At 49.8% G+C, this 16,013-nt stretch carries 14 protein-coding genes and 1 other RNA gene; all 15 read left to right on the top strand.

All coding sequences use genetic code 11. The features are described 5' to 3' along the window. Nucleotides 1-29: 29 nt before the first annotated feature. Entirely contained in the window at nucleotides 30-197 is a 168-nt protein-coding gene (locus KTH90_RS22675; RefSeq protein WP_158352260.1) for a DUF362 domain-containing protein, read from the top strand. A 26-nt stretch (nucleotides 198-223) separates the two neighbouring features. Beyond that, on the top strand, nucleotides 224-1,966 hold the full coding sequence (locus KTH90_RS22670; protein WP_158352259.1) for a cache domain-containing sensor histidine kinase: 1,743 nt from the start codon (nucleotides 224-226) through the stop codon (nucleotides 1,964-1,966). A gap of 15 nt (nucleotides 1,967-1,981) precedes the next feature. Further along, the gene (locus KTH90_RS22665) at nucleotides 1,982-3,430 is read left to right on the top strand and encodes a response regulator (protein ID WP_238727515.1); all 1,449 of its coding nucleotides are present in this window, start codon (nucleotides 1,982-1,984) and stop codon (nucleotides 3,428-3,430) included. 267 nt (nucleotides 3,431-3,697) lie between these two features. After that, nucleotides 3,698-4,135 (top strand): cytidine deaminase, encoded by a 438-nt coding sequence (gene cdd, locus KTH90_RS22660; protein WP_158352257.1) that lies wholly within the window; start codon nucleotides 3,698-3,700, stop codon nucleotides 4,133-4,135. After that, nucleotides 4,132-5,337 carry an FAD-dependent oxidoreductase gene (locus KTH90_RS22655; protein WP_158352256.1) on the top strand — a complete coding sequence of 402 codons (1,206 nt, stop codon included), beginning with the start codon at nucleotides 4,132-4,134 and terminating at the stop codon, nucleotides 5,335-5,337. The genes cdd and KTH90_RS22655 overlap by 4 nt, the downstream gene beginning before the upstream one ends. Beyond that, entirely contained in the window at nucleotides 5,334-6,113 is a 780-nt protein-coding gene (udp, locus tag KTH90_RS22650) for a uridine phosphorylase (RefSeq protein ID WP_158352255.1), read from the top strand. The genes KTH90_RS22655 and udp overlap by 4 nt, the downstream gene beginning before the upstream one ends. Nucleotides 6,114-6,265: 152 nt before the next feature. Further along, nucleotides 6,266-6,409 (top strand): six-cysteine ranthipeptide SCIFF, encoded by a 144-nt coding sequence (gene scfA, locus KTH90_RS22645; RefSeq protein WP_158347237.1) that lies wholly within the window; start codon nucleotides 6,266-6,268, stop codon nucleotides 6,407-6,409. A 121-nt stretch (nucleotides 6,410-6,530) separates the two neighbouring features. Beyond that, complete coding sequence (gene scfB, locus KTH90_RS22640) at nucleotides 6,531-7,877, top strand: thioether cross-link-forming SCIFF peptide maturase (protein ID WP_158352254.1); 1,347 nt, start codon at nucleotides 6,531-6,533, stop codon at nucleotides 7,875-7,877. Nucleotides 7,878-7,902: 25 nt separating this feature from the next. After that, the gene (gene secD, locus KTH90_RS22635; protein WP_158352253.1) at nucleotides 7,903-10,047 is read left to right on the top strand and encodes a protein translocase subunit SecD; all 2,145 of its coding nucleotides are present in this window, start codon (nucleotides 7,903-7,905) and stop codon (nucleotides 10,045-10,047) included. 166 nt (nucleotides 10,048-10,213) lie between these two features. Next, entirely contained in the window at nucleotides 10,214-11,977 is a 1,764-nt protein-coding gene (gene recJ / locus KTH90_RS22630; protein ID WP_158352252.1) for a single-stranded-DNA-specific exonuclease RecJ, read from the top strand. A 149-nt stretch (nucleotides 11,978-12,126) separates the two neighbouring features. Then, an RNA gene (rnpB, locus tag KTH90_RS22625) (RNase P RNA component class A) lies at nucleotides 12,127-12,473 on the top strand. Between the two features lie 37 nt (nucleotides 12,474-12,510). Next, nucleotides 12,511-13,767, top strand: coding sequence for a sugar ABC transporter substrate-binding protein (locus KTH90_RS22620; protein ID WP_238727514.1), 1,257 nt, complete (start codon nucleotides 12,511-12,513; stop codon nucleotides 13,765-13,767). 91 nt (nucleotides 13,768-13,858) lie between these two features. Next, a complete protein-coding gene (locus KTH90_RS22615) occupies nucleotides 13,859-14,290 on the top strand; it encodes a DMT family transporter (protein WP_158352250.1) in 432 nt (143 codons plus the stop codon). 91 nt (nucleotides 14,291-14,381) lie between these two features. Next, nucleotides 14,382-15,050 (top strand): helix-hairpin-helix domain-containing protein, encoded by a 669-nt coding sequence (locus KTH90_RS22610; protein ID WP_238727513.1) that lies wholly within the window; start codon nucleotides 14,382-14,384, stop codon nucleotides 15,048-15,050. A 72-nt stretch (nucleotides 15,051-15,122) separates the two neighbouring features. Then, nucleotides 15,123-15,812 (top strand): response regulator transcription factor, encoded by a 690-nt coding sequence (locus tag KTH90_RS22605; protein ID WP_158352248.1) that lies wholly within the window; start codon nucleotides 15,123-15,125, stop codon nucleotides 15,810-15,812. Nucleotides 15,813-16,013: the final 201 nt, after the last annotated feature.

The following is a 16,013-nucleotide window of genomic DNA, read 5'->3' as shown; positions in this document are numbered from 1 at the left end:
ACAACAAAGGAATGGAGGAATTATAATAAATGTACCAAATTACAGAACAGTGCAATAGATGCGGCGAGTGTGTGTATGAATGTCATACCGGAGCGATACAGGAGAAGAACGGAGCCTTTTTGATCATTCCGGATAACTGCGTTGACTGTGAAGCCTGTATGGATTTCTGTCCGGAAGAGGCTATTGTGAAATCCTAAAAGTCCGGCAGAAGGAATGGGGAGATATGCTGAAGAATGTCAGTATTAAGATAAAATTGAGCCTGGTTTTATTTGGAATGATGGCAGCAGTGGCCCTGATCAGCGGTATCTTTGTATACCGCTATACGCAGGAGGCCGCCGTCAAGGAGCTGTATACGATGAACCGGACGGTTCTGAAGCAGATATCTAAAAATGCGGGAATGCTTTTTTCAACGGTTAAAGCGGCCAGCGACCGGCTGGTGTATGACAGTAATCTGAACGAGATACTCAATGAAGAACCATCCGGCCTTCAGGGGGAGGAGTATAAGGAAAAAAATGCGCAGGCGGTACAGTTCCTGTCGGATCTGAGCTGGTCCCACAGTCAGTTCTCCGTCAGGTTTGACATCTATGTGCGGGGAAAGAACGGTTACGTCTGCTCCACCGATTCCTCCAAGAATTACGAATGGAACCTGCAGGAAGACGGGCCGTACTACAGTGCGCTCGCGGAGGGGTCCCAGGAGCCGGTTCTGGTGGACACCTTTGAGGAGCCAAATGGGATCGGTGCCTATCACTATGTATTTCAGGTCGTTCGCAATATCAATGATCTGATTACCGGGGAGACGATCGGTTTAGCCGTCATAAATGTCAGTGAAAAGCTGCTGTATGATACTTTTTCCGATATGAATGTGTCAAACCGGACAGTCCGGGTGGTGAACAAAGACGGGAAAATACTCTCCTGCCAGGATAAACGGGAGATTGGACGAATCTTTGAAGACTGGGATAATTCCTATACAACCGGGGACGGCTACCGGATTATCGAGAAAGCAGGCGGGGATTATCTCATGGTGGCAAGTCCGATTCCCAATACGCAGTGGTACCTGGTGGACCAGATCCCACAGGAGATAATTCTTCATCCGATGGATACGGTCAGGCTGTTCCTGATATTATTTTTCCTGATGCTGATACTTGCGATTCTGGGTATCGCGCTGGCGGCGTCCCACATGCTGACCAGACCAATCCTGAATATCCGGTATAATATGGGACGCGTCATGGAAGGAAACTTAAGCGCGCGTACAACGGTGACAGGACGGGATGAGATCGGACAGCTGGGTGTGTCATTTAACGCGATGGTTTCCAGGCTGGAGGATCTGCTGGCTTCCGTGAAAGAGGAGGAACAGCTGAAACGGAAAGCGGAACTGGATTTCCTGCGCGCCCAGATTAATCCCCATTTCATTTACAATACCCTGTCCTCCATCCGCTGCCTGGTAGCCATGGAGGAGACCCAGGAAGCGGAGCGGATGATCTATCAGTTTACAAAGCTTCTGCGCAATACGCTGTCCAGAACTGATGAATTTACCACCGTGGATCAGGAACTAAAGATCCTGGAGATCTACGGAGAGCTGCAGCAGATCCGGTATCCTGAGAGCTTCAGCCTGTCTTTTGAAATGGAGGAAGCGGTCCGGGAATGCCTGATACCCGCATTCCTGCTGCAGCCTGTCGTGGAAAACGCGATATTTCACGGGATGGAAGGAGAAAAGAAAATCTGCAAGATCCAGGTACGGGCATTTGAGGAACAGGAAGCATTAAAGATCGTTGTGGAGGACGATGGCCAGGGAATGCCGGAGGAGACCGCGAAGGGAATCCTGGTCGGAGCCGAAAAAATGAGCCGGATTGGATTGAAAAATGTACATGAGCGGCTTCAGCTGGTATACGGATCCGGCTGCGGTGTCCAAATAGAGAGCTGTGAGGGCCGTGGGACGAGAATTACGCTGATTATGAAGAAAATGTAGGAGGGAGCTTTGTACATGAAAATCATGGTGGTAGATGATGAAGCGCCCATCCGGCGCTGGTTCAGCGCAACGATTCGGAAGCTGTCAGACGAATACCAGGTTACAGGAAGTTATGCGATGGCCAAAGAGGCTCTGGCTGCGATCGAAAAGGATATTCCCGATGTGGTGATCACGGATATCCGGATGCCGGGGATGGACGGGATTGAGCTTATGAAATATGCCCGGCAGCGCTGGCCGGAAATTGAATTTGTGATTCTGACGAATTACGCGGAATTTACCTATGCGAAACAGGCGGTCGCCTATGGTGCGGTTCAGTATTTCCTCAAATCTGAAGTCTGTGAAAATGAGATCCGGGATGTGCTGGAAAGAATTAGTACCGGCATGGCGTATAAAAAGCAGGGCGACCGCGCGTACCTGGCGCCGGAGATCAAAGAAAGGGACTGGCAGCAGACGGCAAAAGGCTGGGGGATAGACCAGGACGCGGTATGCGGAGTGCTTGCCTTTGAGAACTTCGCAGGAAATATCAGGCAGTTGTTGGACCGGGCGTCCGCCCAATATGAAAATGCCAGGACTTTTCAAAATCAGGGGATTTTGTATTTATTTCTATGGAATAACCAGGGCTCCCTGATAGGATATGGGGGGATGACAGAACTGACGCATTTGGTCCTGGAAAAAGAAAAACAGAACAAATTATCCGTAGGAATCGCGAGCGGAACGGGAACCCTTCAAAATGCATGGCAGGTGGTACAACAGGCGGAGCATGCGCTTTCTTATCGGTTTTTCGAGCCGGACGCGGGGGTTTACCGTTATGATCAGTTGAAACGGCAGGGAACGCGCACGGCGGAAGAGATACGGGCGGAGTATCGAGACATTCTGGAGCGCATGGCCTGCTGGAGCTATCAAAAATTGCGGGAAAAGACGGATCTGTTATTGAAAAAGGCCGGCCTGATCCAAGTGGACGAGACCGCAGGCAGCATAGACGTCTGCAAACGCCTGGCGCTGCTGTTGGAGGAAAAGGGATTTCAGAAGTGTCCGGACAATCCTGCCCAGGCGGATCTAAGCGCCAGGGAATTAAAGGATATAAGGGAATGCCGGCAGTTATGCATGGATTTCATTGCGCAAATGGAGGAGGCCGACGCGCCCTCGAACATAAAAGCTGTGCGGGAAGCGGTCCGGTATATACAGGACCATTATCAGGAGGATATTTCCCTGTCAGACCTGGCAAAGCTGTCCTGCCTGTCACCGGAATATTTCTGCAGGCTTTTTAAAGAGGAGACAAAAGAAACTTTCGGGGTATATCTGATGAGTTACCGTCTGAGGAGGGCCCGGGAGCTGTTAAGAACAACGGATATGAAAATAAACGCAGTGGCTGCCTCGGTAGGGTATTCCACGGCCGGATATTTCTCTAAGATCTATAAAAAATATTTCGGGATCACCCCGGAACAAGAAAAAATAAAGGAATAATTGATAGAAGAAATAAGAGATTTCCATTGCCTCCAGGTCGTTGGCTGGTCGTGGGAATCTTTTTTATTTCATTAGGAAAGTTCTCCTATTAAATAAAATGTCAAAATTGTTATATTTGTTATCAAAGCGCTTTATTCATCCGGCAATCAGATATCTCTATAATGAAGTAACAGGGATAAGACAGCAGATATTGAGAAGAAATTAGAGAAGAAATCAGAAAAGTAAATTAGTAATGTAATTCAATATTAATAATAAGGGAGGTTCTTTATGGAGTTGGAAAAATTGGCATTGGCGGCGTGTAAGGCCAGGGAGAAGAGTTATGCACCTTATTCCGGGTTTACAGTGGGAGCCGCTCTGCTGTGCGGGGATGGCAGCGTATATTCGGGATGTAATATTGAAAATGCCGCGTATGGACCAACCATATGCGCGGAGCGCACGGCAGTTTTTAAAGCGGTCAGCGACGGCAAGCGGGATTTTGTGGGTCTGGCCCTGGCGGGGGGAAGAGCGGACCGGCAGCCGGAACATTTTCTGACGCCGTGCGGGGTATGCCGGCAGGTGCTGACGGAATTCTGCAGAGATGATTTCTGGGTACTGTCAGTGAAAAATGACGCGGATTACATACGTTATACACTGGGCGATCTGCTGCCGGCGAGTTTTCGGCCGGAACATATGAGCAGCAAGGTGAAAGAAGGAGGAAAACCATGAATCGGATTGTAGAGGAACAGAGAGTTACACCTATCTTGGAGGCATACGATGTGGCGGTGATCGGAGGTGGTATCGCCGGAGCAGCTGCGGCTCTGGCTGCGGCAAGGAATGGCGCAAAGACTTGTCTGATCGACAAAGAAACCTGTCTGGGAGGCCTGGCAACGCTGGGACTGGTAGTCGTGTATCTCCCGCTGTGCGATGGAATGGGAAACCAGGTAATCGGAGGGATCGCGGAAGAGCTGATGAAAAATTCCGTGCGTTACGGGCCGGGACAAATACCGCCCTGCTGGAGAGAAGACGGGATTCCGGAGCGCAGAAAAAAGCAGAGATACCGGCTTCGTTTTAACGCTGCCTCCTTTATGATTTCTCTGGAAGAGCTTCTGGTGGAAAATGGGGTAGAACTTATGTATGACTGCCGGTTTTGTGGAGTTTACCGGCGCAGCCGGCAGATCGAGGCGGTGATACTGGAAACCAAGGAAGGACGTATCGGGGTGGAGTGCGGATGTGTGGTAGATGCGACGGGTGATGCGGACGTGTGTTGGGTAGCAGGTGAACAGACGGAAACTTATGAAAGAAATATAAGGACCGCCTGGTATTTTTCTTATAATCAGGAGGAGGTGAAGCTCCACCAGCTCACAGACAGCATGTACCAGATCCGGGCGGGACAGCCGCTATATAAGGGAATCGGAATCAGAGAAACGGCACGTCATAATTATGACGGAAGACAGATGATCATGGACCATGTCAAAGAGACGAACCTTACGGCGGAAAAGAAGGTGTATCCGTTTCTGATCCCGGCCTGTACGGAATTCTTAATGACAAGAAGGCTGAAATCCAGATTGGAACTGGATGTCTCCCATGAAAGGTACTGGTTTCCGGATACGGTAGCCATGGCTGGGGACTGGCGAAAAAAAGGTCCTGTTTATTGTATTCCGCTGTCCAGCCTCACCGGGACGAAAAGCGGGAATCTGATCAGCGCCGGGAGATGTATATCCACCACAAATCAGATGTGGGATATTACCAGGGTCATTCCGGTATGTGCGGTAACCGGGGAGGCTGCCGGCACAGCGGCGGCGATGCTGGTGAAACAAAAGAAAGCTTCATTTTCAGAACTGAATGTGGCACAACTTCAAAATACGATCCGTGACCAGGGTGGGATCCTGGAGCCGGATTTAACCAGGAAAGGGGAAAATAGGCTGTGAACTACGCGGAAAACGGATTACAGTATCATATCGGACTTAAAATAGGAGAAGTTGGAAAATATGTATTCCTAACCGGAGATCCAAAACGTTGTGAGAAGATTGCCTCTTATCTGGAGCAGCCTGAGAAACGGGCGGATAACCGGGAATATACCACCTATACCGGACAATTAAATGGGGAAATCGTAAGCGTTACTTCCACCGGAATCGGAGGACCGTCGGCCGTGATCGCTCTGGAAGAATTGGCGAGATGTAAAGCAGATACATTTATCCGAATCGGAACCTGCGGGGGAATGGATCTGAAGGTGAAAGGGGGAGATCTGATCATCGCGTCGGGTGCTGTGCGTATGGAAGGGACCAGCAAAGAATACGCGCCGGTTGAATTTCCGGCGGTGGCGGATATACAGATTATAGAGGCTCTGCAAAAAGCCGCTGCGGGACTGGGTATGCGCTCCCATACCGGAGTGGTGCAATGTAAGGATTCCTTCTACGGGCAACATGAACCGGAGCGTATGCCTGTTGGCTACGAATTGGGTGATAAATGGAATGCATGGCTCAAATGCGGCTGCCTCGGGTCGGAGATGGAATCGGCAGCGCTCTTCGTAGCCGGTTCCTGTCTGCGGGTCCGCATCGGAACGGTTCTGCTTGCTTTGGCGAATCAGGAAAGAGAGCGGTACGGGAAATCCAATCCGGTGGTGCATGAGATGGACCAGGCGATAGAGACGGCTGTTGAGGCCATGCGCAGGATCATAGATCTGGACAGAAAGGGAGACGAGTGATATGAAAGCAAAACAAATGGTTTTGGTGGATACAAGCGCAAGGGCGCATGAACAAAAAAATACTTTAAAAATAGAAAGCAGTATGTTATAATCGTCAAAGAGCAACTGAGTATTAAGGCGCAGTTGGGAAATAGAGAAGGAGGATGCTGGAAATGAAACATGTAAAGACTTTGAATACAAAGAGCTTACAGGAATCCATGAAAAAAGGCGGATGCGGAGAGTGTCAGACTTCTTGCCAGTCGGCATGCAAGACTTCCTGTACAGTGGGAAATCAGACCTGTGAAAACAACAAATAAATAGCAATGTGTGAGATCAGGAAGCAGCGGCTTTTGTCGCTGCTTGTTCATGTATATCCATACCGTACAGCGCAGACTGCAACGCCCGCATGAAGGCGGAATCCTTTGAAAGGAGATTGACGTGATACATCAATATAAAAACAATGGCTTCAACATCGTTATGGATGTGAACAGCGGAGCCATACATATCGTGGATGAAGTGGTATACGATATGCTGTCGCTTTACCAGGAGCGTTCTCTGGAAGAGATTAAAACGCTCCTCCACGACAGATACACGGAAGATGAGATCGGGGAAGCAGCCGGTGAGATAGAAGAATTAAAGGTAGCCGGAGTATTATTTACCGAAGACATCTATGAAAATTATCTGACGGATTTTAAAAAGAGACCCACGGTCGTCAAGGCGCTCTGCCTGCATATCGCCCATGACTGCAACCTGGCCTGCAAATATTGTTTTGCCGAGGAGGGGGAATATCACGGACGCAGGGAGCTGATGAGTTATGAGACCGGCAGACAGGCACTGGATTTCCTGATCGCCAATTCCGGGAACCGCAGGAATCTGGAAGTGGATTTCTTCGGCGGGGAGCCGCTGATGAACTGGCAGGTGGTAAAAGACCTGGTGGCTTACGGAAGGGAACAGGAAAAACTGCATGATAAAAAATTCCGTTTCACCCTGACCACCAACGGAGTGCTTCTGGACGACGAGGTAATGGAGTTCGCCAATAAAGAAATGAGTAATGTGGTTCTTTCCATTGACGGGCGCAAAGAAGTCCACGACCGGATGCGTCCATCCAGAAATGGAAAGGGCAGCTATGACCTGATCGTTCCCAAATTCCAGAAACTGGCGGAAAGCAGAAAACAGACGAATTATTATGTCAGGGGAACTTTTACCAGGGATAATCTGGATTTTTCCGAAGATGTGCTGCATCTGGCGGACTTGGGCTTTCAGCAGATATCGGTGGAGCCGGTGGTGGCAGCTCCCGATGAACCGTATGCCATCCGGATGGAGGATGTGCCGGCGATCTGTGAAGAGTACGATAAGCTGGCAGCAGAGATGGTAAGGCGCAAAAAAGAGGGAAGGGATTTTAATTTCTTCCATTTTATGATAGATCTGACCGGCGGGCCGTGTGTGGCCAAGCGGTTGTCCGGCTGTGGTTCCGGTACGGAATATCTGGCTGTGACGCCCTGGGGGGACCTGTATCCCTGTCATCAGTTTGTGGGTATGGAAGAGTTCCTGATGGGCAATGTTTATGATGGAGTAAAAAATACGGAATTAAGAGATGAATTCAAGTGCTGCAACGTGTATGCAAAGGAAAAATGCAGAAAGTGTTTTGCCAGATTTTATTGCAGCGGCGGCTGCGCAGCGAATTCTTATCAGTTACATGGCACGATCAATGATGCCTATGATATCGGATGTGAATTGCAGAGGAAACGTGTGGAATGTGCAATCATGATAAAAGCAGCAGAATAAAGAGAAGGAAGGAAGTACAAAAGGCATGAAAAAAAGCAGAGGGATTATTGTCCTGATTCTGGCCGCACTTATTACAGCGGGTATGGTATTTACCGCGGCGGTGGGAATCGGAGACAGTGAAAGCGGTGCGATAAAGCACATTAAGTTAGGCCTGGATCTGGCCGGGGGTGTCAGTATAACTTATGAGTCGGTGGAGGAGAACCCGACCGCAGAGCAGATGAGCGATACCATTTACAAGTTACAGAAGCGTGTGGAAACCTACAGCACGGAAGCCCAGGTATATCAGGAGGGCGACCGCCGGATCAATATTGAGATTCCGGGCGTGTCCGATGCAAACGCGATACTGGAAGAACTGGGAAAACCCGGTTCCCTTCTGTTCCAGACCCAGGACGGGGAAGTGATCCTGGACGGATCCCACGTTACCAGCGCCAAAGCGGGTAATACCACGGACAAGCTGACCGGCAACAACAATTATGTCGTGCAGCTGACGTTTGACGAAGAAGGAAAAGAAAAGTTCGCGGAGGCTACGCAGGCGAATATTGGGAACCGGATCGCGATTGTCTATGACGGAAATACCGTCAGCGCGCCGACCGTAAAATCAGCGATTACCAACGGTGAATGTGTCATTGAAAATATGGAATCCTATGAAGCGGCTGAAAGCCTGGCTTCCACGATACGGATCGGATCCCTTCAGCTTGAGTTAAAAGAAATCCGCTCCAACGTAGTCGGCGCCCAGTTAGGGGAGGAAGCCATCAGTACCAGCTTAAAAGCGGGTGCGATCGGTATCGCATTGGTAGTTATATTTATGGTGATATTCTACCTGATTCCCGGTCTGGCAGCAGGTCTGGCGTTGGTGATCTATACACTGCTTGTATTACTGACCCTCAATGCGTTTGAGATCACGCTGACCCTGCCTGGCATCGCAGGTATCATTCTGTCCATCGGTATGGCAGTTGATGCAAATGTTATTATATTTGCCCGTATCCGGGAAGAGATCGCCGCCGGACGCAACGTGAAGTCGGCAATGAAAGAGGGCTTTAGAAAGGCTATGTCCGCCATCGTGGATGGTAATATTACTACGCTGATCGCCGCTGCGGTCCTGTATTTGTTCGGTTCAGGAAGTGTCCGTGGATTTGCCCAGACGCTGGCTCTAGGTATTGTTTTGTCCATGTTCACCGCCCTGGTGATTACCCGGCTGATTCTGAATGCTTTCTATGCGGTAGGCTTAAAAGATAAAAAGTTCTTCGGTCAGCAAAAGGAAAGAAAAGCCATCAATTTTATTGGAAAACGGAATCTTTTCTTTGCCATATCCATCGCGCTGATCTTAATCGGATTTGTATTCATGGGCGTTCATTCGGCTAAAGGAACCACATTCAACTACAGCCTGGATTTTATGGGCGGTACTTCGACCAATGTAACCTTTAATGAAGATATGAGCATCCAGGAGGTTGACGCCAATGTAAAACCGGTCGTGCAGGAGATCACGAAGGATGCCAATATTCAGACGCAGAAGGTGGCCGGCACGAATCAGGTCATCATTAAGACCAGAGAGTTGAATCTGTCGGAGAGGGAAGCGCTGAATAACGCTCTGAAAGAAAACTTTGGTGTCGACGAGTCCCTGATTACGGCAGAGAGTATCAGCTCCACGGTAAGTAAAGAGATGAGATGGGATGCCTTTAAGTCCGTGCTCATAGCTACCTTGTGTATGCTGATCTATATCTGGATCCGGTTTAATGACTTAAGATTCGGAGCCAGCGCGGTCATCGCCCTGATCCATGACGTGCTGGTGGTGATCGGCTGCTATGCGGTCGTGCGGATTCCGGTAGGAGGAACCTTCATCGCCTGTATGCTGACCATTGTCGGTTATTCGATCAACGCCACCATTGTCATCTTCGACCGTATCCGTGAAAACCTGAAGCTGATGAAGAATAAGGAATCGTTGCACGATGTTGTAAATAAGAGCGTTACCCAGACATTGTCCAGAAGTATCAATACCACGGTTACGACCTTTATTACGATAGCGGTGCTGTTCATCCTGGGTGTATCTTCGATCAGAGAATTCGCGTTCCCGTTGATGGTAGGTATCATCTGCGGCGGTTACACGTCCGTATGCATCACAGGAGCTCTGTGGTATGTTATGAAGACGAAACTGGTGAAAAAAGAAAAATAGAGCAGGAAATAAGTGAGGGGCTGTTGCAAGAAGAACGTTCCCGGCTGGTTTGTGTTTCAGGATGTACCTGGAATCATGCGGCCGGCTACCTTCTTTGGGCAACAGCCCTTCCTTGTTCCCCCATACCTGAACCTATAGTTCAGTAGATACACCACTGGAGGATATTATGGAAAAATGGTTTATTACGATGAAAAAAGCGGACTTTCAGGAAATTTCGGATAAGTTTCATATCACGCCGGTTACAGCCAGACTGATCCGGAACCGGGATGTGGTCGGTGACGAGGCGATACAGGAATACCTGCGCGGAGATCTGAATGATCTGCACGACCCGTTTCTGATGAAAGGAATGAGGGAAGCGGTTTCCATCATTCAGCAGAAGATAGCGGAACAAAAAGCGATCCGCATCATCGGGGATTATGATATCGACGGAGTCTGTTCCACGTACATTCTGCTGACGGCGTTTCAAAAGCTGGGGGCTTGCGTGGATACCGATATCCCGGACCGGCTGAAAGACGGCTACGGGATCAATGAGCAGCTGATACAGCGGGCTTACGAGAGCGGCATCGATACGATCGTTACTTGTGACAACGGGATCGCCGCCATCGATCAGATCGCCTATGCAAAATCACTTGGTATGACAGTGGTAGTCACAGATCATCATGACATCCCGTACATAGAACATGACGACGGCAGCAGAGAGATTCTAACGTCTCAGGCGGATGTTATCATTAACCCGAAGCAGCAGGACTGCGCCTATCCCTTTGAGAACCTGTGCGGTGCTGCGGTGGCTTATAAGTTGTCCCAGGCGCTCTACGAGAGCGCGGGCTTTCGCAGGGAGGACGCCTATCCACTATTGGAATTTGCGGCGTTTGCCACAGTGGGGGACGTTATGGATCTGGTGGGAGAGAACCGGATTCTGGTAAAAATCGGTCTGCGCATGCTTCAAAATACCCAGAACAGGGGAATGCGGGCGCTGATCCAGGTCAATGACCTGACCGGCAAAAAGCTGACCGCTTATCATATCGGATTCGTACTGGGCCCCTGTATCAATGCCAGTGGACGGCTGGATACGGCCAAGCGTGCCCTGAAGCTTTTGCAGGCCAGGGACGCCGAGGAGGCCGAGACACTGGCCGGTGACTTAAAAGCGCTGAACGACAGCCGGAAATACATGACTCTTCAGGGCGTTGAGAAGGCCATGGAATTAATCGACAGCACAGATCTGAAAATGGACAAGGTACTGGTGGTATACCTGCCGGAATGCCATGAGAGTCTGGCCGGGATCATAGCCGGCAGAATCAGGGAAAAATATCACAGACCCGTATTCGTGCTCACAGATTCGGAGGAGGGAGTGAAAGGCTCCGGCCGTTCCATTGAAGCCTATTCCATGTTTGAGGAGATGACCAGATGCCGCGATCTGTTCACGAAATTCGGCGGTCATCCCATGGCTGCCGGCTGTTCCCTTCTGCCGGAGAATCTGGAGAGACTTAGAAAACAGCTGAATCAGCAGACAACCCTGACGGAAGAGGATTTTGTGGAAAAGGTCTCCATCGATGTGGCCATGCCGCTGCATTATATAACCGAACAGCAGATCCGGGAACTGGAACTTTTAGAACCGTTTGGAAAAGGGAATCAGAAACCGTTGTTTGCAGAAAAAGATTTGAAGGTCAGAGGTGCCCGCATCTTAGGTAAAAATAAAAATGTGCTGAAAATGCAGCTGGAAAACACGGCCGGTCAAACCATAGACGCTATGCTGTTCCAGGAGGTGCCGGCCTTTCTGCAATACATTTCGGAAAAATTCGGAGAGGCACAAATGCAGCGGATGCTAAACGGCATGGACAGTGAAGTGAATATCAGCGTCACATACTTTCCGACGGTCAATGAATATAACGGAAAACGGACACTCCAGATTATTATAGAAAACTACAGATAGCAGAAAAAGGAAGGCGGAAAAAGCGGATGGCAAATATCATGCTCGTTGAAGATCCCCGAAAACAGTCCCCTCCCAGATTCTATATTTACAACCCCCCAATTTCGTGATAAAATAGCGGCTGTAGGCGTAACAACGCTGAATCAGCAGGATAAGTAAGACAGATGATCGCGGCTGGCAGGCCGAAAGGCGCCAGACGAGGAAAGTCCGGGCTTCGCAGGGCAGGATGCCGGATAACGTCCGGTGGAGGCGACTCCAAGGCCAGTGCAACAGAAATGTACCGCCAGCGTCTGCTGGTAAGGTTGGAAGGGTGGTGTAAGAGACCACCGCCCTGCCGGTAACGGCAGGGGCACATGTAAACCCCATCCGAAGCAAGACCGAATTAAAACGATAGGCTTGCCCGGCCTGTTTTAGGTAGGTCGCTGGAGCCTGTTGGCGACGACAGGCCTAGATAGATGATGATCCACGACATAACCCGGCTTATCGTTTTGCTTATCCTTTACCTTTAAAACAATATCGAACGAATGGAGAAGAATATGGGAAAGTCATGGAAAAAGGGAGTTTCGGCTCTGGTAGTAATTCTGGTATTGACGGAACTGCTGCTTTTTTCTTACCATATACAGAAAACAGAAGAGGAGAGTGTGCCGGAGAATGAGGGGAAAGCGGCTGCACAGCTGACGCTCTGGTATACAGATGAGAATATGGGTTACTATTTTACCGAGGCGGCGAAAGCTTATGAACAGGACACCGGTATTAAAGTTACAGCCCAACAGGTTTCCGGCGTGGATTATATCGAACAGATTAATAAGGCCAGTATTTCCGAGGCAGGCGGGCCGGATCTTTATATGTCCGGTAGCGATATTCTGGAAAAGGCGCATTTGGCGGGACTGGCTTCTGAGAATCAGTTTGCTTCTGAATGGTATAACAGCGGGCATTATCCGCAGATCGCTCTGGATGCGGTGACTTATAAGGGAGCGCAGGTGGCGTATCCGCTATCTTTCGAGACCAGCTGCCTGCTCTATAACAAGGCTTATGCGGCAGAGGCTCCTGCCGCCATTGATGATATTCTGACCTTCTCGGATACCTTTGAAGGCGGAGAGGGGATTGAGAATATCTTTGTATGGAATGTGTCGGATATTTTTTCGGATTACTTTTTCGCCGGAAATTACATCAATCTGGGCGGTCCCTGCGGGGATGACAAGACGCAGATCGATATTAACAACGAACAGGTCCAGCAGGCGATGGCATACTATCAGTCGCTGAAAGAGTTCTTCGCGCTGGATCCGGAGACGATCTCCGACGAGGACGTGATACAGGATTTTATGGATGGTAAGACGGTCTATGCGATCGTTCGGGCTGACGATCTGAATAAGGTGGAGGCCGCCGCTTCTGTGGGGCTGACTACTGTGGATTATGGTGTCACAAGGGTGCCGGATCTGACGGAAAGCCTGCAGACCAAGCCTTTGGCGGTGACCAGTGCGATCGTGGTCAACGGTTATACCCCGTATCCGGAGGAAGCGGCAGATTTTGCAAAGTATCTGACCTATGATTATGCGGTCAACCTATATTCCATGGTGAACCGGATGTCTGCCAGAAGCGATCTGAATCTGGATAAGGCGCATGTGGACACCATCAAGGAAATTTATCAGACTGCGGCAGGCGTGCCTAAAATTATGGAACTGAGCAATTACTGGATCCAGATGGAGGTAACCTTTGCGAACATCTGGCAGGGCGCGGATGTGGCCGGCGAATTGCAGAAGGTTTCCGAACTGATCACGAAGCAATTAAAATAAAATTTGAATGAATTCCAGTCATAAGGGCAGACTAGACTTATAAACCGGACTTTCCGGTGGGAAGTTTAGGAAAATATTATCGGAGGCCGTTATGATTGGAATTTTTATTGCACTGATTTCGGGTGCCCTTATGAGCATCCAGGGAGTATTTAACACGGAAGTGACAAAGAGCACGAGTATCTGGGTATCCAGCAGCTGGGTACAGTTTTCCGCATTGCTGGTATGTCTGGCGGCATGGCTGTTTACCGGCCGTGAAAGTTTTTCCGGACTTTGGAAAATGGATAACAAATACGTGCTTCTGGGCGGCGTTCTGGGAGCCTTCATCACCTACACGGTGATCCGCAGTATGGCGGCTCTGGGGCCGGCGCGTTCTGTCATGCTGATCGTAATCGCGCAGCTGGCCGTGGCTTATCTGATCGAGCTGTTCGGGATGTTCGGTGTGGAGAAACAGCCGCTGGAATGGAGAAAAGTTGCAGGAATGGTAGTGGCTATCGCAGGTATCGTCATCTTCAAATGGAAGTGAAAGAGAAATGGGTCTTGTAATTAGGGATAATATCCGATAAAATATAAGAGTCCTGTGGTAAGGGTATCCTATGGTCGAAGAGGCGATAGGAATGAAAGATAGAAAGAAAATCTATAAAGCTGCACTGCTGGCGGTATTTTGTCTCCTGAGCGGAATTCTGTACAGCTGCCGTCCCAAAGAGGAGGCAGGCTGGGAATCTGTCCCGGGAGCGCTGGAGGGTGATAAGACGGTCCAGTCTTCTGAATCCTCCTCAGCAGAACTTCAGGAAACCGCAGATCCGTTACAGGCGGAAACAGAATCACCGGAGCCGGTTCAAATGTTCGTCTACGTCTGTGGCGCGGTGGTCAGTCCAGGAGTCTATACGGTGGACGCAGATACCAGGATATTCGAGGCGATTGAAGCTGCAGGAGGCGTTACGAAGGATGCGGCAGAGGAATATTTGAATCTGGCCCAGCCGGTAACGGACGGCCAGAAGATTCTGGTTCCCACACAAGAGGAAGCCAGGGAGCTGGAGCACTCAGGCATACAGGGGCTTCCCCAGGATGCCGCAGAAGAAGAGCAGGACGGCCTGGTAAATATAAATACGGCCGGAGAAGACCTCCTAATGACTCTGCCCGGGATCGGAGCATCCAAGGCGCAGAGTATTATTACATATCGGGAAGTTCACGGAAACTTTAAAACGGTAGAAGAGTTAAAAAAGATTGAGGGAATCAAAGAAGGCGTGTTCAATAAAATCAAAGATCTGATTCGTGTAAAGTAAGACAGTATTGTGAAACAATAATTAATGTATATCTGGGAGCAAAACGCAGAGCAGGCGACACTGGAGGTAAATATGGCAAAGAAAGCATTGGTTGTGGATGATGAAAAATTAATCGTTAAGGGAATCCGTTTTAGTCTGGAGCAGGATGATATGGAAGTAGACTGTGCCTATGACGGGGAAGAAGCGCTCAAATTAGCCCGGGAGACGGAATACGATATCGTATTGCTGGACATTATGCTTCCGAAGATCGACGGGCTGCAGGTCTGCCAGCAGATCCGTGAATTTTCGAATATGCCCATTATTATGCTGACGGCAAAAGGGGAGGATATGGACAAGATCATGGGCCTGGAATACGGAGCAGATGATTACATAACAAAGCCCTTTAACATCCTGGAAGTCAAAGCCCGCATCAAGGCCATCATGCGCCGGATGAACCAGAATACCGGTGCTGCCGCTCAGAAAAAAGTGGTGGAGATCAACGATCTGAAGCTGGACTGCGAGAGCAGGCGTGTCTATATAGCGGACAGGGAGATCAATCTGACTGCTAAGGAATTTGATGTCCTGGAACTGCTGGTCTTCAACCCGAATAAGGTATACAGCCGGGAAAACCTGTTGAACATCGTATGGGGCTACGAGTACCCCGGGGATGTTCGGACGGTCGACGTGCATATCCGGAGGCTCCGCGAGAAGATCGAGTCCAACCCCAGTGAGCCGAAGTATGTCCACACCAAGTGGGGGGTGGGGTATTACTTTCAGGCCTAGAGCGGTGAGCAAAGGGACGCAGAGAAACCGTGCGGCCCCCGGGTATCCGGTCTGGTGCCGGGGGCCTGCTGCGTCTCCCCGGGAGAGCAAAGGGCTTGCGCTGGCAGCAGCTAAGTGAAATCGAAAAGCCGGGTTCAGGAACCGAGCCTATTCACCAGGAACACAGGATGTGTTCCCGGTTCAGAGGCTCTTGCCCGTCGG

This window comes from Diplocloster modestus, assembly GCF_019042245.1.
Lineage (GTDB): Bacteria > Bacillota > Clostridia > Lachnospirales > Lachnospiraceae > Diplocloster > Diplocloster modestus.
This window is presented reverse-complemented; position numbering and strand designations above follow the sequence as displayed.

Bases quoted from the DNA above. Each gene is read 5' to 3' on its own strand.
- scfA (WP_158347237.1), top strand. From the start codon at position 6,266: ATGAAACATGTAAAGACTTTGAATACAAAGAGCTTACAGGAATCCATG.
- KTH90_RS22655 (WP_158352256.1), top strand. From the start codon at position 4,132: ATGAATCGGATTGTAGAGGAACAGAGAGTTACACCTATCTTGGAGGCA.
- KTH90_RS22665 (WP_238727515.1), top strand. From the start codon at position 1,982: ATGAAAATCATGGTGGTAGATGATGAAGCGCCCATCCGGCGCTGGTTC.
- secD (WP_158352253.1), top strand. From the start codon at position 7,903: ATGAAAAAAAGCAGAGGGATTATTGTCCTGATTCTGGCCGCACTTATT.
- KTH90_RS22670 (WP_158352259.1), top strand. From the start codon at position 224: ATGCTGAAGAATGTCAGTATTAAGATAAAATTGAGCCTGGTTTTATTT.
- cdd (WP_158352257.1), top strand. From the start codon at position 3,698: ATGGAGTTGGAAAAATTGGCATTGGCGGCGTGTAAGGCCAGGGAGAAG.
- KTH90_RS22675 (WP_158352260.1), top strand. From the start codon at position 30: ATGTACCAAATTACAGAACAGTGCAATAGATGCGGCGAGTGTGTGTAT.
- KTH90_RS22615 (WP_158352250.1), top strand. From the start codon at position 13,859: ATGATTGGAATTTTTATTGCACTGATTTCGGGTGCCCTTATGAGCATC.
- recJ (WP_158352252.1), top strand. From the start codon at position 10,214: ATGGAAAAATGGTTTATTACGATGAAAAAAGCGGACTTTCAGGAAATT.
- KTH90_RS22620 (WP_238727514.1), top strand. From the start codon at position 12,511: ATGGGAAAGTCATGGAAAAAGGGAGTTTCGGCTCTGGTAGTAATTCTG.
- KTH90_RS22605 (WP_158352248.1), top strand. From the start codon at position 15,123: ATGGCAAAGAAAGCATTGGTTGTGGATGATGAAAAATTAATCGTTAAG.
- KTH90_RS22610 (WP_238727513.1), top strand. From the start codon at position 14,382: ATGAAAGATAGAAAGAAAATCTATAAAGCTGCACTGCTGGCGGTATTT.